The sequence below is a fragment of the Arenibacter algicola genome (genome assembly GCF_018860365.1).
Taxonomy (GTDB): Bacteria; Bacteroidota; Bacteroidia; order Flavobacteriales; family Flavobacteriaceae; genus Arenibacter; species Arenibacter algicola_B.
On sequence record NZ_JAHKPO010000031.1, the window covers coordinates 63,618 to 82,584 of the forward strand.

General features: G+C 40.8%; 12 protein-coding genes. 8 read left to right on the forward strand and 4 right to left on the reverse strand.

Annotated features, from left to right (window positions below; translation table 11 throughout):
* Nucleotides 1-240: 240 nt before the first annotated feature.
* From KO529_RS22910 to KO529_RS22945, 8 genes are all read left to right on the forward strand, one after another.
* Entirely contained in the window at nucleotides 241-2,439 is a 2,199-nt protein-coding gene (locus tag KO529_RS22910) for a tetratricopeptide repeat-containing sensor histidine kinase (protein WP_354667791.1), read from the forward strand.
* A gap of 72 nt (nucleotides 2,440-2,511) precedes the next feature.
* Entirely contained in the window at nucleotides 2,512-3,243 is a 732-nt protein-coding gene (locus KO529_RS22915; RefSeq protein WP_215950184.1) for a LytR/AlgR family response regulator transcription factor, read from the forward strand.
* Between the two features lie 100 nt (nucleotides 3,244-3,343).
* Nucleotides 3,344-3,853, forward strand: a complete 510-nt coding sequence (locus KO529_RS22920; RefSeq protein ID WP_215950185.1) for a gamma carbonic anhydrase family protein — start codon at nucleotides 3,344-3,346, stop codon at nucleotides 3,851-3,853.
* A gap of 304 nt (nucleotides 3,854-4,157) precedes the next feature.
* Nucleotides 4,158-5,042: an ACP S-malonyltransferase gene (gene fabD / locus KO529_RS22925; protein ID WP_215950186.1), complete on the forward strand. Its 885-nt coding sequence runs from the start codon at nucleotides 4,158-4,160 to the stop codon at nucleotides 5,040-5,042.
* Between the two features lie 328 nt (nucleotides 5,043-5,370).
* Entirely contained in the window at nucleotides 5,371-7,776 is a 2,406-nt protein-coding gene (locus KO529_RS22930; protein WP_215950187.1) for a gliding motility-associated C-terminal domain-containing protein, read from the forward strand.
* Nucleotides 7,777-8,044: 268 nt separating this feature from the next.
* On the forward strand, nucleotides 8,045-12,619 hold the full coding sequence (locus KO529_RS22935; RefSeq protein ID WP_215950188.1) for a gliding motility-associated C-terminal domain-containing protein: 4,575 nt from the start codon (nucleotides 8,045-8,047) through the stop codon (nucleotides 12,617-12,619).
* A gap of 8 nt (nucleotides 12,620-12,627) precedes the next feature.
* Nucleotides 12,628-13,620, forward strand: a complete 993-nt coding sequence (locus KO529_RS22940; protein WP_215950189.1) for a PorP/SprF family type IX secretion system membrane protein — start codon at nucleotides 12,628-12,630, stop codon at nucleotides 13,618-13,620.
* 13 nt (nucleotides 13,621-13,633) lie between these two features.
* Nucleotides 13,634-15,565: an OmpA family protein gene (locus tag KO529_RS22945; RefSeq protein ID WP_215950190.1), complete on the forward strand. Its 1,932-nt coding sequence runs from the start codon at nucleotides 13,634-13,636 to the stop codon at nucleotides 15,563-15,565.
* A 69-nt stretch (nucleotides 15,566-15,634) separates the two neighbouring features.
* Here KO529_RS22945 and KO529_RS22950 read toward each other — a convergent pair whose 3' ends face one another.
* The 4 genes from KO529_RS22950 to KO529_RS22965 form a co-directional block, all read right to left on the reverse strand.
* A complete protein-coding gene (locus KO529_RS22950; protein WP_085496579.1) occupies nucleotides 15,635-15,826 on the reverse strand; it encodes a hypothetical protein in 192 nt (63 codons plus the stop codon).
* 139 nt (nucleotides 15,827-15,965) lie between these two features.
* Complete coding sequence (locus KO529_RS22955; RefSeq protein WP_252734530.1) at nucleotides 15,966-17,225, reverse strand: NRAMP family divalent metal transporter; 1,260 nt, start codon at nucleotides 17,223-17,225, stop codon at nucleotides 15,966-15,968.
* Nucleotides 17,226-17,248: 23 nt separating this feature from the next.
* On the reverse strand, nucleotides 17,249-17,884 hold the full coding sequence (locus KO529_RS22960; protein ID WP_215950191.1) for a SanA/YdcF family protein: 636 nt from the start codon (nucleotides 17,882-17,884) through the stop codon (nucleotides 17,249-17,251).
* 179 nt (nucleotides 17,885-18,063) lie between these two features.
* Nucleotides 18,064-18,516 carry a hypothetical protein gene (locus KO529_RS22965; protein WP_215950192.1) on the reverse strand — a complete coding sequence of 151 codons (453 nt, stop codon included), beginning with the start codon at nucleotides 18,514-18,516 and terminating at the stop codon, nucleotides 18,064-18,066.
* Nucleotides 18,517-18,967: the final 451 nt, after the last annotated feature.

The following is an 18,967-nucleotide window of genomic DNA, read 5'->3' on the forward strand; positions in this document are numbered from 1 at the left end:
TGTTATGAACCACCATAGTTTTATGTTTTTGGATATTAATTGGTGATATCATAGGTTAAAAGTAGGATCAACATTTTTCAAAAAAAATAAGCAATGAGTGAACGGGCATTTTGGATGAGGCAACAGGGGTTTTGGATTCGTTAAGCTTATTTTGTGTTTAAAAACTGTGCTATTTATAGGAATAAGGCATTTTTTAGTACGGTTTAAATCAATTAAGTTTATCATATATATTGAATGGGCATGACCAAATGTTTTTACATATGTTTATTATTGGTGCTGGGTTCTGTGGCAGGGCATTCCCAAATATCCCAGACCGGGGCTAATTTTGAAGTACAGGGCGTGGTCAAGGAAATGGGGAGTAGCCAAGGCCTTTCCGGAGTGGCTGTGTCGACCAATAGTGGTGAGTATACACTGACAAATGCTAGAGGGGAATTTAAAGTAAAGGTAGGCATGGGGCAGGAACTTGTCTTTGAGAGTCCCAGTATGGAAACCGTTCGGTATAGGGTAACAAGTAAGGACGATTTGGAAATTGTAGTGGAGGCCAATAGCAAGGGTAATATTGGTATAAGCAGAAGTAGTAAAGGGGAAAGATCGGTCTCTTTGTACAATAGTTATATCGATTCGGCCAATTATTACAAAAAGAGCAATATTCGAAAAAGCATCGATTTTATAACCCAATCACTTTCCCAATTGGGGATGGGTAATAAAGAACAATTGGCTATAGCGTATTCAACACTAGGTGAGGTATATCAATATCACAAGCAGTACGATTTGGCCATCTCCAGTTATAAGGATGCCTTGTTGGCCAACAAGACGCTAAAAACATCCTTGATGCTTGGCAAGACCTATGTCTTGAACAAAGAGTACGGGGAAGCTGAAAAGTTGTTGTTGCCACTGGAGAAAATAACCAATATGGTGCCATTTCAAAGGGTGGAGCTTTACGAGACCCTAGGGGATGCCTATGTTGGATTGGGAGACGTGGATAATGCTGTGGCATTTTATGGCGAGGGTCTCAAAATAGCCGATAAGAATCAGATTGCCCCGAAAACCATCGACCTAAATTCAAAAATAGCCACTGCCTACGCAAAGGGAAATCGACTTCAGGAAGCAAATGCCTATTTTAATAATTCATTGGAGCTTTCCTCCGGACAAGCGCCACAACGAGCAGTCCAGGAGAAAGAGAAAGTGGCCGATTTTTACAATCAAAAAAATCAATATGGCCAGGAAATCCAATTGCGCAAAAAGAGTTTGGAGGATTTAAAAAAGATTCCTAAAAATGAGGTAGCGGGCGGATTATCCATAGAAAACGATTCCATATCGGCCCAAAGAATAAATTATAAAATTGCCAACGCCTATATAGCTCAGGATAAATATGATGAAGCTATACCCTATTTGGAAGAGAGTATAAAGGATGCGGATGTTGACGATGATTTGTTGGTCCGGAAAGATGCCACGCGCAAATTATCCGAAGTTTATAAATATAAGGGTGATTACACCAAAGCTTTGGAGACCTATCAGGAGTACGTAGCCGTTGTAGATACCCTATATGTTAGAAAGGAACAAGAAATAGCCAGAGCGGCTAGATTTAATAGGGAGCTTGCCTCCAAGCAAAGTAGAATATCCGGCCTTGAGCAGGAGCGGGAGCTTACCCAAAGTAAATACAGTCTTGCGCTGACGGAGCAGCAATTGGTGGCAGAAAGTATAAAACGTCAAAATTGGATCATTTATTCCTTGATTTTTGGAATGCTTTTAATGGGGTTGGCGACCTACTTCTTTTACAGGAGCAATAAGCAACAAAAGTTGGCCAATAATTTATTGGCCCTAAAATCGCTGAGGTCACAAATGAATCCCCATTTTATATTCAACGCCTTAAATTCAGTAAATAATTTTATTGCCAAAAGTGATGAAAGAAGTGCAAATAGGTATTTGAGCGATTTTTCAACCCTGATGCGAGCGGTATTGGAAAATTCCGATGAGGATTTTATTCCCCTGTCAAAGGAATTGGAATTGCTGGAGCTGTATACCAAGTTGGAGCACTCCCGTTTTTCGGATAAATTCGACTACGCAATTATAGTGGATGAGGATATTGATATTGATGCTTTTCAAATACCGCCCATGCTATTGCAACCTTATATAGAAAATGCTATCTGGCATGGTTTGCGCTATAGGGAGGACAAGGGTTTTCTAAAGATTGAGCTCAAACAGAAAGATAGGCATGCCTTGGAGATTTCTATAACGGACAACGGTATAGGCAGAAAGAATTCGGCGGCCTTAAAGACCCAAAATCAGAAAAAACAAAAATCCAAGGGTATGGGCAACATCAAAAAGAGAATAGAAATATTGAACGATATGTATAAGGATAAGGTAGATGTTTTTATTTCCGATCTGGAAACAAATGGGACCGGTACCAAGGTGCTATTTACTATTAAGAGGGACTGATAAAAGATAAAAATATTGAGATGGGGAGGTCAAAGAGGCCTTAAGGGGAGATAATAAACACAAAATTTAAGAATGAAGTTAAACGCCCTAATTGTAGAAGATGAAGCCAATAGCAGGGAAATTCTACGCAATTATTTGGCCAAATATTGTCCCTCCGTTAATTTGGTAGGCGAAGCGGCAACCATAAAGGAAGGGCTTGCCCTGATCAATAGCAACGATCTTGATGTGGTATTCCTTGATGTGGAAATGCCTTTTGGAAATGCTTTCGATTTGTTGGATCAGCTACCGGACCGTAATTTTGAGACCGTTTTTGTCACAGCCTATAATCAGTACGCCGTAGATGCACTAAATGCCCATGCTGCCTATTATTTAATGAAGCCCATTAGCATAGATGAGCTTATAAAAGCAGTGGATTACGTTGCTGAAATAAGGGAGAAGGAAAAGGCGATTGAAGATCGTGTTCTTACCCCTAAGTTTAATAAGGTGGACGGAAAAATAACCCTGCCGCAACAAGATGGCTTCCAGGTGTTGAATGTGGCGGATATCCTATATTGTAGGGCAGATGACAATTACACGGAATTGTATTTGGAGAAACATAAAATTCTGGTGAGTAAAACGCTTAAATATTTTGAGGAAGCCTTGTCCGACTATACCTTTGCCAGGGTCCATAAGTCGTATCTGGTAAATGTAAATGAGATCGTTAAGTATAAAAAGGGCAAGGGTGGCAGTGTGGTAATTTCCAACGGCAAGGAGATAATGGTTTCCGCTTCCAAAAAGAAGGATTTGCTGTCGTTTTTTGAATAGCGTAGATTTGCCCCAAGTGGTAGGTTCCCGGTGTAGTTGGGTCAATTAAAGAGTAGAATATAAAATAAAACCTGCCCAAATAATTTAAAAATAAATCGAAATGATTAAAACCATAAATGGTAAATCGCCCCAGATAGGAGAGGATTGTTATATTGCGGAGAATGCCACCATTGTAGGGGATGTAGTTATGGGAAACCAATGCAGCATCTGGTTCAATGCGGTCTTAAGGGGAGATGTTCATTATATTAAAATGGGAAATAAGGTGAATGTACAGGATGGTGCCGTTATACATTGCACTTATTTAAAGTCGCCTACCAATATTGGCAATAATGTTTCCATAGGTCACAATGCCATTGTTCACGGCTGCACCATTCATGATAATGTGTTAATAGGAATGGGGAGTATCGTTATGGATGATTGTGTTGTGGAAAGCAATAGTATCATTGCGGCAGGTGCGGTGGTTACCAAGGGAACACATGTGCCTTCAGGTACAGTTTTTGCGGGAATGCCGGCAAAAAAAATTAAGGATATCAGCACCGACTTAAGTGTTGGGGAGGTAGAGCGTATCGCCAACGCTTATGTAAAATATTCCGGTTGGTTCAAGGAGTGATTTTTTTATTTTTAAATATACTTCAAGGAATATTTTCAGGTTTGTATGCTTGTAGAAAGGGAAACCTGGTCTACCTCTCCTTTGGAGAGGTCGGAACTGTCTTTTTCAACGGTTCCGGGTGAGGTGAAAATGTAAAATATTCCGGTTGGTTCAAGGAATAATATCAAGAAATAATAGGAGCGTTGATCGTGTTGCAGCTGTGGTTTGAAAATCCAAATGAGCAATAATTCGTAGAATTCCGGATAAACTCCTAATCAAATAATCTTATTTTTGCACAGATAATAAATAGAATAAAAATAAACAGATGAAAGCATATATTTTTCCAGGACAGGGAGCGCAATTTGTAGGAATGGGATTGGATCTTTATGAAAAGTACCCCTTGGCTCAAAAAATGTTTGAAACCGCCAATGAAATTTTAGGATTCTCCATTACCGATCTTATGTTCGAGGGTACTCCAGAGGATTTGAAGGAAACAAAGGTAACCCAACCTGCTATTTTTTTACATTCGGTGATTATGAGCAAGGTTATGGGCGATAGCTTTAAACCTGATATGGTGGCAGGGCATTCCTTGGGAGAGTTTTCTGCATTGGTGGCCAATGGAGCCTTGGATTTTGAAGATGGATTGAAATTGGTGTTCCAGCGGGCTTTGGCCATGCAAAAGGCCTGTGAAATACAACCGAGCACTATGGCGGCGGTTTTGGGATTGGATGATGCCGTTGTGGAAAAAATATGTGCAGAGGTTCCAGGTATTGTGGTACCTGCCAATTACAACTGTCCAGGACAACTGGTTATCTCCGGGGAAGTGGAGGCCATAAATATCGCCTGCGAAAAGTTGAAGGAAGCCGGTGCCCGTAGAGCTTTAGTCTTACCGGTAGGCGGAGCGTTTCACTCGCCCTTAATGGAACCTGCAAGGGAAGAATTGGCTGCGGCTATAGAAAACACTGTTTTTAATACGCCAAGCTGTGCTATATACCAAAATGTGCCTACTACTGCGGTAAAGGATCCAGAGACCATAAAGGCTAATTTAATAGCGCAATTGACGGCTCCTGTAAAATGGACGCAAAGTGTGCAGCAAATGGTAGCTGATGGTGCAACGTTATTTACGGAAGTTGGGCCTGGGAAGGTGCTTCAGGGCTTGGTGAAAAAAATTCATCCAGGAGCTGAAACAGAGTCTGCGAATCTGGAATGATTCAGGACAGTCTATAATTGCGATTGAGTTCGTTTTAAAATTGAATTTGTCAATTCAAGAGATGTTATTTGCGTATTATTGGTCGCCCTAATTTTACAATGATTTTCCTCCTGATGGTTAATAATCTTATCCTAGCAGTTGGTATATGGGAATACTCGATAATTATTTTAATTTCATATATCGGTTGAGCCTGAAGCGTTTGCTTCTAATCTTATTTTACCTTTTTCCAATTGACAATTTTAAAGTTTTACCCTTTGCCATTTATAAGGGTATATATGCCTTTGAATCAGCCAATGGGATTTCAAATAATTTAGAATCTTTAGAAAGGGTGTCTTTTTACTTGCAGGAAAGAGCAGGTATCACGGTTAGTGCTATTAGCAGAAGTACCAATGAATCTGGGCAAACTGCCTCTTTTACCATAGTGCTCAATTCCCAGCCGAAGGATAACGTAAAAATTGATTTAAAAAGTAGTGACGAATCCGAAGGTACCATAGAAGTTAAGAATGTGACCTTTACGGAAGCAAATTGGAATATTGCGCAAACCATTACCGTAACTGGCGTGGATGATGATCTTGTGGATGGGAATGTTGTTTACAGGATTATCACAGGGAAGGTGGATTCCGAAGATGACAGTTATGGCGATTTAAAGGCAGATGATGTATTGGATGTTTCGGTGGTTAATGAGGATAATGACTTGGCAGATTTTATAGTTACACCGCAAACGGTGAGAACTAGAGAAAAGGGTCCTGCCGTGCAGTTGAGTATTGTATTGACAGCTAGACCAAAAGATGATGTTACCTTGTTTATAGATTCTGGGGATACTTCTGAAGGTGTTGTTTCCAAGGATGAAATAAAGTTTAAAAAGGACAAGTGGAGCTCCCCCCAGATAGTACGTATAGAACCGGTAGATGATGAGGATATAGATGGTGATGTTACCTATTTCATAACTATCGGAATCAAGGATAGTGATGATGATTATGAGGATGTGGGTATAAAAACTGTGACCGTAATTAATGTGGATGATGATTTTGATTGCCCTGCTGTTGAGGCCGCACCTACACTAAATCCGGATGTACCCACTGTTTTTTGCCAGGCTTTCAGTCAAAATTTAGATGAATATAATAGCAGTCCAATACCTTCCGGTGTAGATTTAATATGGAGTAGTAGTAGCGATTTTAGCATTACGGGTGCCCGATTGGCCAGTTCTGTGGTGAATAATGCAGCATCCTATTACGGATTCTTTTACAATGAGGGTGCAAATTGTAATAGTCCTCCATTGGAAGTTAATTTGGTGCAGAGTAAAATACCACAGATTATAGGAATTGATCCGGCTACCATTTGTGGGGCTGGAACAGCTAAATTAAGTGCTACAGTTAGTGAAGGCGGTAGTGTGTATTGGTATGATTCTGCCAATAGTTCCCAAGTTTTGGCCGAAGGAAGCAGTTTTACGACTCCCTATAACGATCAGAGCAAGGATTACTTTGTGGAAGCATCGGCCAATGGGTGTGCATCAGCGCGTGTTCCGGTTAGGGTCACGGTAATTGAAGAATCCAACGCTGGAACTACAGCCAATACCTCGGCCTGCAGTGTAGCTGGAAATGGCGTTTCAAGTGTGGATCTGGACAACACAAGGGATGGTGTATCTACTGGTGTTTGGAGTGTTGTTGGGACACCTCCTGGCGCAATAACAATAGGGTCTGGGAATGTGGTTGATTTTTTAGGTGCTTCCAACGGGGATTATGTTTTCAGATTTACCACTTCAACCACAAATAATATATGTCCGAAAGCTAGTGTTGACGTGGCTATTACGGTTAGTGAATGTACATTGGACACCGATAATGACGGCTTACTGGATGGCGAGGAAACAGTTCTGGGGACCGATATTAACAACCCGGATACGGATGGGGACGGGATACGTGATGGGGTTGAAGTTGGTTCGGATGTAAGTAATGCCCTTGATGAAGACGGGGATTCTGTAATAGATGCACTGGAGTCCAATATTCTGGATGCTGATAATGATGGCGTGGTCGACCAACAGGATCCTGCAAATGAAGATTCATGTATCCCAATTATGACCGTGGGCTGTGGAATTGATTTTGCGCTAGAGGTAGAAGTGGATAATTCTAATCCAATTGTTGGAGAGCACATCAAATTTACAATTGTCCTTTACAATTTAACCGTATTGGAGGCTGTAGATATAAGAATAAATGAGTTAATAGATGCCTCCATGGGGTTTCAATATATTTCCCATAGGGTAGATAACGGACTGTATGACCCAGCTGCAGGCGTCTGGTTGCTATCGGAAGTTGCAGGGGAAGCAATACATGCCTTGGAAATCCAAGTTCGCGTTTTGCAGGAGGGGTTTTTTCAAAATACGGCTTCTTTAGTCTCTTCCCAACCTGAAGATGGCAATGTAACCAATAATGTTGCTTCGGTCACGGTCCATGTTGGGCCCAGATCGGTGGATGCCTGCGGATTTGTTTTCAATCAGATATCACCTAATGCGGATGGGATCAATGATCGGCTAATAGTAAATTGTATTCAGGAGTTTTCAAATATTTTTTTGGAAATATTTGACCGGTATGGCAATAAGGTATATTCAGTAAGGGGATATGATAATTCATGGGATGGAAGAGGAGAAAATGGGGTTTTGCCCAAGGGTACCTATTTTTATATCATGGATTTGGGTGATGGAACGGAAGTCAAAAAAGGATGGATCCAGATTATGGGCTAGGGGAAACCGGTGTTGGGATTATGAGTCATTTTGGTTAGCATGATTAAGTCTATTTAGGGTCGGAAATAATTGTAATAAACAACTGTAATGATCGCCAAAATGCCTTGGGGAGCGTTTATTTTAAAACCGCTGACCTTTCTAAGTTTGCTTTTTATCTGATAAATTCATATTTGAGCAGTATTGTTAGGCTTGTGGGGTATTTTTTCTTAATATTGATTGCCCATTTTTGTAGGGGTGTGGTGTATCTATGCCCTGGTTAAATCTTAGTATGAAAGAACCGGTTATGAAAATAAATTCCCTATATATAATACTTTCCAATTTTTTGGATGCTGGAAGACTTAAGTCTTTGTTGCTTATAGGAACCCTTTTATTATTTGCACTTAATGGTTATGCGCAATTGCCTACTATTTCCATAGCAAATAACAATAACGGTTTGGAAGGTGGTATAATCCCAGGAAGCTTTACAGTCACGGTGGAGCCAGATTTTTCGTTAGGGTTGGGCAGCGTGGATGTCAATTATGCAGTTTTGGTCTCAAGTACGGCGACTGCTGGGTCTGACTACACTATTTTGACAGGGCCTGTTACAGTATTTTATTCTAGTTTAGGAGGTTCCGCAAATATTTCCGTGGATGTGATTGATGATTTTGTTGATGAGGTTGATGAAACTGTTATTGTACTCATTCTAGATGATGCTTTAAATTATGTAACCGGGAGTCCTTCCTCGGCGACGGTGACTATAGTAGACAACGATACCGCTGGAGTTACTATATCTCCGATCAGTGGGAATACGACCGAGGCGGGTGGCACGGCTACCTTCACAGTGGTCCTGACTAGCCAGCCCACGGCCAATGTGACCATACCCCTTAGCAGCAGCGATACCTCTGAAGGGACGATAGCGGTGGCCAATGTGGTCTTCACCGCTGCGAACTGGAACGAAGCCCAGACTGTGACGGTCACGGGGATTGACGATGCCCTGGCAGATGGAGATGTGGTCTATACGATAGATACCGGCAATGTGACCTCTGCAGATGCTGGCTATAATGCATTAAATGCAGCAAGTGTTGCAGATGTTTCGGTGACCAATACGGACAACGATGCTGTCGGGGTTACGGTATCCGCGATCAGCGGTAATACTACGGAGGCGGGCGGCACGGCCACCTTTACGGTGGTTCTGAACAGTCAGCCTACGGCCAATGTGACCATACCCCTTAGCAGCAGCGATACCTCTGAAGGGACGATAGCGGTGGCCAATGTGGTCTTCACCGCTGCGAACTGGAACGTAGCCCAGACTGTGACGGTCACGGGGATTGACGATGCCCTGGCAGATGGAGATGTGGTCTATACGATACTTACCGGCAACGTGACCTCTGTGGACACGGCCTATAATGCATTAAATGCAGCAAGTGTTGCAGATGTTTCGGTGACCAATACGGACAATGATACGGTCGGCGTAACGGTATCCGCGATCAGCGGTAATACTACGGAGGCGGGCGGCACGGCCACCTTTACGGTGGTTCTGAACAGTCAGCCTACGGCCAATGTGACCATACCCCTTAGCAGCAGCGATACCTCTGAAGGGACGATAGCGGTGGCCAATGTGGTCTTCACCGCTGCGAACTGGAACGTAGCCCAGACTGTGACGGTCACGGGGATTGACGACGCCCTGGTTGACGGGGATATAGCCTATACGATACTTACCGGCAATGTGACCTCTGCAGATGCTGGCTATAATGCATTAAATGCAGCAAGTGTTGCAGATGTTTCGGTGACCAATACGGACAACGATGCTGTCGGGGTTGCGGTATCCGCGATCAGCGGTAATACTACGGAGGCGGGCGGTACGGCCACCTTTACTGTGGTTCTGAACAGTCAGCCTACGGCCAATGTGACCATACCCCTTAGCAGCAGCGATACCTCTGAAGGGACGATAGCGGTGGCCAATGTGGTCTTCACCGCTGCGAACTGGAACGTAGCCCAGACTGTGACGGTCACAGGGATTGACGATGCCCTGGTTGACGGGGATATAGTCTATACGATACTTACCGGCAACGTGACCTCTGTGGACACGGCCTATAATGCATTAAATGCAGCAAGTGTTGCAGATGTTTCGGTGACCAATACGGACAATGATTCGGTCGGCGTTACGGTATCTACGATCAGCGGTAATACAACGGAGGCGGGTGGCACGGCTACCTTCACGGTGGTTCTGAACAGCCAGCCTACGGCCAATGTGACCATACCCCTTAGCAGTAGCAATACCTCTGAAGGGACTATAGCGGTACTAAATGTAGCTTTCACGCCAGCTAACTGGAACGTAGCCCAGACGGTGACGGTGACCGGGGTTGACGATATGGTTGCTGACGGTGACGTTGCTTATAACATAGTTACCGGGAATGTAACCTCTGCGGATACGAATTATAATGCTCTTACGGCTGCCAATGTTGCGGATGTTGCGGTGATTAATGTGGACAACGACGCGGTCGGGGTTACGGTATCAGCGATAAGTGGTAATACAACGGAAGCAGGAGGCACAGCTACCTTTACATTGGTTCTGGACAGCCAGCCCACAGGGAATGTAACTATACCCTTGAGCAGTAATAATACTGCAGAGGGTACACTTGCGGTATCCACAGTGGTCTTCACACCAAGTAACTGGAACGTTGCACAAACGGTGACGGTCACCGGAGTAGATGATATTGTGGTGGATGGCGACATTTCCTATGCCATTGTTACCGGTAATGTTACCTCTTCGGACACTGGCTATGACGCACTAAACGCTGGAGGCGTTGCGGATGTTGCAGTAGTTAATATTGACGATGATACTGCTGGTATTTCCATAAGCGATGTAACCGTAAATGAAGGGGACGGAACTGCAACTTTTACGGTAATTTTAAATAGAGGTGTGCTATTTGGCACTTCGGTGAAATACGAAACCGCCAATAATACGGCCTCGGCGGGATTCGATTATGTTAGCAAATCAGGCACCCTTACCTTTTTGGGCTTAAATGGGGAAACAAAGACTGTTGTAATTGATATTTTGGAGGATGTTATTGTAGAAGGCACGGAATCCTTTTATGTAAACCTTTCCAATGTTACTGGGTTTGCCCAAATAGCAAAGCCACAGGGAGTAGGAACTATAACGGATAATGATAATTGTATTGAAGCTCCATTAATTAACGATACATCAACTATATTTTGTGGTGCCTTTACCCAGGATTTGGATGCTTATACGGATACTGCCATACCTTCTGGTTTTGAATTGATATGGAGTAGTAACAGTGATTTTTCAGTTACCGGCGCCAGGTTGAACACTAGTGTAATAGATTTTGAGGCTACCTTTTATGGCTTTTTGTATAATGAAGGTACGGGCTGTGTTAGTCCGCCGCTGGAAGTTACCCTGGTACGTAATGAACCTCCTGAAATATTAAGTACTACTCCAACCACTATTTGCGGACCAGGTATTGCTACAATTAGTGCTACGGTAACTGCAGGAGGTAGCTTGTTTTGGTTTGCTTCTGAATCAGGTGGGGATTCATTGGAAGAGGGAAGTAGCTTTTCGCCCAATGTCAGTGCAACTACTACTTATTACGTAGAGGCTTTTGCCAATGGTTGTTTCTCGGAGCGTGTTGCGGTAACAGTTACTGTTGCGGATCCGGTCGAGACTGGTACAACAACAGCTACTTCGGCTTGTAGTATAAGTGGTGGTGGAGCAACAACAACCATTGATTTAGATACTACTAGATCGGGAGGAGATACTGGAGTTTGGTCCATTGTAGGCACTCCCCCAACCGAGGTCGCAATAGCTGCTGGCAATATTGTTGATTTTGAGGGAGCCGCAGACGGGGACTACATTTTTAGATTTACGACGAATACCGCTGTTTCTCCATGTGTTAACGAAAGTGTGGATGTGACCATTGCCGTAACTACTTGTACTATGGATAGTGATGGGGATGGCCTTATAGACAGGGACGAAAGAGCTTTGGGCTTAGATCCCAATGATCCGGATACGGACGCGGACGGAATCAATGATGGAGATGAAGTAGGGCCCGATGTAAGCAACCCTATTGACACAGATGATGACGGAATAATAGATGCCTTGGATTCCAATATCTTGGATTCGGACAATGATGGTGTTGTTGATCAGCTTGATCCCGCCAATGATAATCCCTGTATACCAAATATCTCGGATGCCTGCCAAATTGATCTCAGTTTAGAGAAAGAGGTAAACTTAGAAAGTGTATTGGTAGGCCGAGAGGTTACTTTTACGATTACCTTAACCAATCTGAGCCAGATTTTGGTCACCAACATAGTGGTAAATGATCTTATAGATCCCAACTTAGGGTTTCAATATGTGGGTAGTACGGTCACGAAAGGGACATATGATGAAAATGCCGGGGTATGGCAATTGGAGGAGATTTTGGCCGATGAGGTGGTCACCTTAACTATTACCGCCGAGGTACCTGAAGTGGGTGTCTATCAGAATACGGCCGCCATTGTGGACTCCTTTCCAGAGGACTCGGATGCTACCAACAATACGGCTTCCGTTACCGTAACAGTGACACCTAGGTCATCGAGCGAATGTGGATTCCTCTTTAATATGATATCTCCTGATGGGAATGAAAAAAACGATGCACTCTATATAAATTGTATTCAAGATTACCCCAACAATAGTATTCAGGTTTATGATCGTTACGGAAATGAGGTCTTCTCGGCCAATGGTTATGACAATACTTGGGAGGGAACTGGAAAAAATGGAGATTTGCCAAAAGGAACCTACTTTTATATCTTGGATTTAGGTGACGGCACGGAAGTGCGAAAAGGTTGGATCCAAATCATAAGATAATATAGATTATGAATTTAAGAATATACAGAATAGGGTATAGAGATATTTTATTGCTTTGTAGCGTACTGTTTTTTTCTGCGGGCATGCTTTTTGCTCAGAAAGAACCCCAGTATACCCAGTATATGTACAATATAGGCAGTTTTAACCCTGCCTATGTGGGTACAGTGGAGACTCCGGATATTACGGGTTTGTACCGTGTGCAATGGTCCGGAATTCCAGGTGCGCCCAGAACCATGCGGTTCGGAGTAAATCTACCCTTGGCCAATGAAAAAAATGGCTTGGGATTTAATGTGGTAAGTGATCAATTGGGGCCTACTACCCAAACGTACATAGATGTTGCCTATTCGTTCCAAGTTAAACTAACAGAAGAAACTAAGCTGTCCTTTGGCGTGGATGCAGGTGGTTCTTTATTGGATGTGGATTATACGAAAGGCGACTTTGAAGATGAAAATGAGCCCTTGTTGAATAATGCGGATACCTTTAATAAATTTTATCCTACTGTAGGTGCCGGTATATTTATGTATCAGGAAAACTGGTACTTAGGATTGTCCGTTCCCAACTTTTTAACCTCTGGCTTGTACGCGGATGAAGTGGCCAATATTGTGGAGGACAAGATGCAGTTTAATTTTATAGGGGGCTATGTTTTTGATTTTTCCGAAGGCCTCAAATTTAAACCGGCTTTCTTAATGAACTATTTAAATGGTTCGCCTTTAAACTTAAATTTATCTGCAAATTTTTTAATTAGCGATGTCGTAACTTTAGGGGCCTCCTATAGATTGGATAACGCTATAAGCGGTTTGGCCGGATTGCAGATTTCCAATAGTCTATTTCTAGGGTATTCCTATGATTACAATACCAATGGACTTGGGGAGTACAGTCAGGGTTCACATGAGGTAATATTGAAGTTTTATTTAGGAAAGGGAAGTAGCAAAGTTAAAAAGGAGAGTAATAGAGATCAAAAAGGGAAACCTAAACAAATAGATACCCCTAGGTTTTTCTAAAATTAATATGAACATGAAGTTTAAATTAACAATTGTATTTTTTATCCTTTTGTCATCCTTCGTTTTTGCACAGCAAAAAAAATCTAAGGGGGATATACTGTTTTTTGAATATTCCTATAATCAGGCCATTGTAGAATATCAAAAGGAATTAAGGGACGGGGTACTTAGCAATAAACAATATTTGAACCTAGCGGATTCCTATATGAAGATTGGCAACTTTAAAAAGGCCTCTGAAATTTATGTGAATGTTTTTCAGAAAGACACTACTATGTCTTCTTTCCATTTTAATAAAATGCTACAATCTTTGTCCAAAACATCTGAAATTGAAAAGGTTAGGGCTTATTTGTCTACAAAAAAGGATGAATTGGCCCCGGAATTATTGGAAAACGCGGATTTTAATTATGAATTGATAGCAACCAACACTAATGAGGAGTTAGATTTTGAGATATTTAATATAAGTGGAAATAGTCCGCAGGCCGACTTTTCCCCTGCTTTTTATAAGGAAAAGTTATTGTTTTCCAGTAGCAGGCCTGATGGCACCAAGAGGATTTATAATCCTTCTGGTGAATCGTATCTAAATATATATGAGTCCAACATTGAGGCTCAGGGCGACATAAAAAGGCCTCAGGTTTTTAAAGGCATATCCAATACCAATTTTCATCGTGCAACGCCTTATTATTCTGAGGAGCTCAATTATATATTTTATGTACTTTCCAATGCCGATGGGGAGGTTTTACAGTTTAGTGAAAACGGTAAAAACACTTTGGCCATGGGGAGGATTGATGAAAGTGGGGCTTTTCAGTTCATATTAAGAGATTTAAACACTTCTTTTTATTATCCCTTTTACGAAGCAAGTAAAGGAAAATTATTTTTTGCAGCAAATTTTGAAGACGGTTATGGCGGCACGGATATTTATTATGTGTACACCAACAATGGGCTTATTATGTCTGCTCCGGTAAATTTAGGTCCAAGAATTAATACCCCTGGTAATGAAATAGCGCCTTATATTTTTGAAAACAGCCTCTATTTTTCTTCGGATATTTTTTATGGGCTGGGAGGAATGGATATTTATAAATCCAATATTATTTCCGATAACAGTTTTAGTATTCCTATAAACCTTGGAGAGGGTATTAATTCTTCCAAGGACGACTTTGGGTTAATTATTAGGAATAATGATACTAATGGGCTATTGGGTTATTTTTCGTCCAATAGGGATGGCGGTAAGGGCAATGACGATATATATGGCTTTAATGTTACCGAAAAGCCTGGATTAAAAACCTTGGCCCTTAAAGGGAGAGTGGTGAATCTTACCTCCAATAATGGGATATCGAAGGCCCAAATCCGATTGTTGGACAAGAACGGAGAGCTTGTTAAGGAGGTGTTTACTAATGAAAATGGTGATTATAGCGTTGAGGTTCCTTTTCAAGATATCGTTACTATTGAATCGACTAAAGAAAAACATTCAATATTTTCTATGACCTATCAGGGCAAGGAATTGGACGAAATCCAAAATAAAGCTTTTAATATGGGCATTAAATTTTTGGACGATCTGGTAGAGGAACAAGAGGACCAAACCGTAGTGAAATTGAAAAAGTTCTATTTTGATAAGGGAAAGAGCAATATCAATTCAGACATTGCCCAAGAATTGGATAAGGTTGTAGACCTTATTGAGAGATTTCCCCAATTACAGCTTAGGATAGAATCCCATACCGATAGTAGGGGAGGGGGAAGTTACAATTTTACCTTGTCACAAAAAAGATCGGATGCCATTAAAGATTATCTTATGCAACAAGGAGTGCCAGCAGGGAATATACTCTATTCCGTTGGTTATGGGGAAGATAAACTACTAAACGGGTGTAAGAATGGTGTTTTTTGTTTGGATATGCTACACAATAAGAATGAGCGATCATTAATAGTTGTGCTTAATTACAATCTCTTGTATTAAGAGTATTTTGTAATATTCTAAATTCTTTGCCTTCGGCTTTGTGGTATATAATGAAGGACCATTGTAAGGTTACCTTGCTAAATTACAAGCACTACAGTCCTTGATTTCGCCGTAATAGGTTTCCCTGTATTTATGGAGAGTCCTCACGGGAATACCGAAAACCACTTCTTTTATATACGTCACCCGTGTGTATAAGATCCCCATTTTGGAATTATAACGCTTTTCGTTCCTTGTATTTCTCTTTATACGTATCAATTTCATTATTCTGCGCTTCTTCTTCATATCGTACAAAGATTAAAGATAGAATTTCCAAAAGCAAATTTTGGGTGTTAAGTCTTTATTAAACACTTAGAAATGACCTAGATCCACTAATATGAATGTTGTTTATAGATGCTTTCTATTAAAACAATAGCATCCAACAATAATAAATGGAAAAGAGGGTGAGAAAGATTATACCGAGATAGGTTAATATTTGCAGGTTTCTGTTGGGCCTGTCTTTTACCGGTATTTCGAGGCTCGTGACGTTCTTTAGATTCATGTACCCTATGATTGGTGCCATAACAAATGAAACAAAAGTGGCCAGGGCAACGAGGATCCCCATATTGGCAGAAAAGATACTTATGACCATAAAATTTATTACAGCAAGCAACAACACTCCGATAGTAAAGCCTTTATTTTTTATAACCTCCTTTTCAGGGAACAGCAAGCTCAAGATGTCAACGCTTACCCGGCTAAGAGCATCGTGCGCTGTAATGCAGGTACTAAACATGGTGGCAAACGCGGCTATTGCTATTAAAATATAAGCCCAGGATCCAATATTAACAGTAAACAGTTGAACCAGTTGGTCTGCAAAAACTACTGCGCTATTACTCAATTCCGTGTTAGTTCCATAGAGGGTAAACCAGCCAATAATCATAAAAAAAATGGCCAAAATAGCTGTTGTAAAATAACCGAATTTAAATTCTTGGAGGGCCTCTTTTAGAGTGGGTTTTTGTTTGGAATTCTTAAATTTTTCAATGCTCCAAAGACTTATCCAACCAGAGGCCTCGACAGCTGTTGGCATCCATCCCATTAGACCTATTAGAAAAAGGATTCCCACTTCATTGAAAATTGTGGGTGTTTCAAAGTTTTCTACTGCAGTAACCTTCCCATTGAAGATTACCAAAATTGTTGTGACCAAAAGGGCCGAAAATAAAATGGATATCACATACTTCAGTGAGATTTCCAGAAATTTATATCGTCCAACGATAAGTAGAACGCAGATTAGTATAAAAAGTCCGCCGGCTACAACACTTACAGGTGTATTGGCTAATTGAAAAAGATTTATTAGTAATCCGGAGGTAACCACATAGAGCGCGGCTAGAATGGTGAAGGTACTGAATAAGGTAATAATGGCATAGAAGATTAGATAAGCCTTGCCACGATTAAGATAACCTTCTATAAGTGTTTTGTTGGTAATATTCGTATATCTCACCCCAAATTCAAAAAAAGGATACTTCAAGATATTTGCCAATATAATGGGAATAACCATAATCCACCCATATTGTGCTCCTGCCTTGGTGGATAACACTAAATGGGAAGTTCCTATGGCCGTACTGGCAAAAAGCAGGCCAGGACCAAGGTTTTTAATTAGATTTTGTATGGAAGCCACAATTGACATAGCGGGAGTAAATATAGCTAAGTTTACTTGATTTCAATTTTGTCCCCAAAGAATTTTGGTTGGGTATTGAGTGCTAAATCAATAAACACTTTTACGCGGGCAAAATATTCCCTTATTTGTACTTTTAAACCGTGTTTTATGGAAAGATCTTCAGCATTGTAACCTATGGCAAACAATCCTTTTTGCTCTGCTATATAAATAGCGCGTTCGTTATGGAATTTTTGGGAAATAATGGTGACACTGTCCAATCCGAAAATAAACTTAGCCCTGACCATAGAATCCAAAGTGCGAAAACCCGCATAATCCAAAAAGATCTTTTCGCTGGGAATACCTCCTTTTACAAGATCTTTTTTGAAAACGGTAGGTTCATTGTAGTATTGCGTACTGTTATCCCCACTGACCAATACATAATCTATTTTTCCGGCCTTATATAGTTCCAGGGTTGCTTTGATTCTATTCGTATAATAGGGGTTGGGGCCTCCCCCAACAAGTCTGTTGGAAGTGCCTAAGACAAGGCCCACCCTGTTTTTGGGGATATTTTCAACACTCCAGTAAGTCCTGTTTTCGGCCGCTTTTTTAATGACTTTGTTACAAGAAAGCAATATGACATATGTGGATAATATCCCTATAAGAATCGCAATGCCAATTTTCTTAATCATTCGTCAATATAATCAATATAAAAAAAATAAATCAAAGCTTACCCTTGGCCGGAACGTATGCGGTTTTGTTCAATCTTATTTAGGATATTAGGCAATAATAGTAATAATAAATACCAAAAAAAATAAACCCCAACTTTAATTTAGTTGGGGTTGAAATAGTTGTTTAAAATCTATAAAATTTAATTGGCATTGGCACCAATATTACCTTGAGTAATAATTATTTCAAGATGCTCCTCGTTTTGATGAATCTTAATATGACCATCAAATTTAAGCAATTGTTCGTAGGTAATGGGTGTGCCATCATCCAACGTAGTTACAATTGTGCTACTGGATTCGCAATCGCAATCAATCGGTTCTAGTGTTATCGCAATTTCACCACCTGTTGCCGCATTGTTAAAATAAATAAAAGCAGGATGCACGTCTGTCGAAGAACCGTTTATCTCCAATAGAACGGTAGTTGATCCGTCTTCATTCTTTTTAAAGGTAACTTTACCTGTAATTTTGGAATTGGAAACAGAGCTCAGTGTGTACACTTTAACACTTGTGGAAGATTTTGCAGTAGAATCATCTTTGCTACATCCAGTAATAATTAAAGAGATAGATATCAAGAATAAGTAAACGTATTTTTTCATTTTATGGAGGATTTATATGTCAAATTTTCAGAAATAGTTAGTACAATATTCTATAAATACTTTTATCGGTATAAATAATCGATGAATTGTAAATAAATGTTCATGTACGGTGCATTTCATCCAAGATTATCCCCTTTTATAGGGAAGGTCTAATCTGGTTAAATAAAAATAAGAGTGGACTTTATTCTGTATTAAAGTAATGAGGTCTTGGTTGGTTTCGTATATATAAGCCTCTCTAAACTAAGGTTGATAACTATAAAGTTGGGGCGTAGATTTTTAAAAACCTTAAAAGGCAAAAATTGAGATGGTCCTACCTACTTATGATTTTTTAGACTTCTTTTCTCTTTTTGCAGCTTTCTTTTCCTTGGCGGATAAAACTGGCTCCTTTTTCACATTCTTTTTTGCGTCTTGACTCTTTGCCATAGCGTTTGTTTTTATCAAAGATACTCAA

Bases quoted from the DNA above. Each gene is read 5' to 3' on its own strand.
- KO529_RS22910 (WP_354667791.1), top strand. From the start codon at position 241: ATGACCAAATGTTTTTACATATGTTTATTATTGGTGCTGGGTTCTGTG.
- KO529_RS22915 (WP_215950184.1), top strand. From the start codon at position 2,512: ATGAAGTTAAACGCCCTAATTGTAGAAGATGAAGCCAATAGCAGGGAA.
- KO529_RS22920 (WP_215950185.1), top strand. From the start codon at position 3,344: ATGATTAAAACCATAAATGGTAAATCGCCCCAGATAGGAGAGGATTGT.
- fabD (WP_215950186.1), top strand. From the start codon at position 4,158: ATGAAAGCATATATTTTTCCAGGACAGGGAGCGCAATTTGTAGGAATG.
- KO529_RS22935 (WP_215950188.1), top strand. From the start codon at position 8,045: ATGAAAGAACCGGTTATGAAAATAAATTCCCTATATATAATACTTTCC.
- KO529_RS22940 (WP_215950189.1), top strand. From the start codon at position 12,628: ATGAATTTAAGAATATACAGAATAGGGTATAGAGATATTTTATTGCTT.
- KO529_RS22945 (WP_215950190.1), top strand. From the start codon at position 13,634: ATGAAGTTTAAATTAACAATTGTATTTTTTATCCTTTTGTCATCCTTC.
- KO529_RS22950 (WP_085496579.1), bottom strand. From the start codon at position 15,826: ATGAAATTGATACGTATAAAGAGAAATACAAGGAACGAAAAGCGTTAT.
- KO529_RS22955 (WP_252734530.1), bottom strand. From the start codon at position 17,225: ATGTCAATTGTGGCTTCCATACAAAATCTAATTAAAAACCTTGGTCCT.
- KO529_RS22960 (WP_215950191.1), bottom strand. From the start codon at position 17,884: ATGATTAAGAAAATTGGCATTGCGATTCTTATAGGGATATTATCCACA.
- KO529_RS22965 (WP_215950192.1), bottom strand. From the start codon at position 18,516: ATGAAAAAATACGTTTACTTATTCTTGATATCTATCTCTTTAATTATT.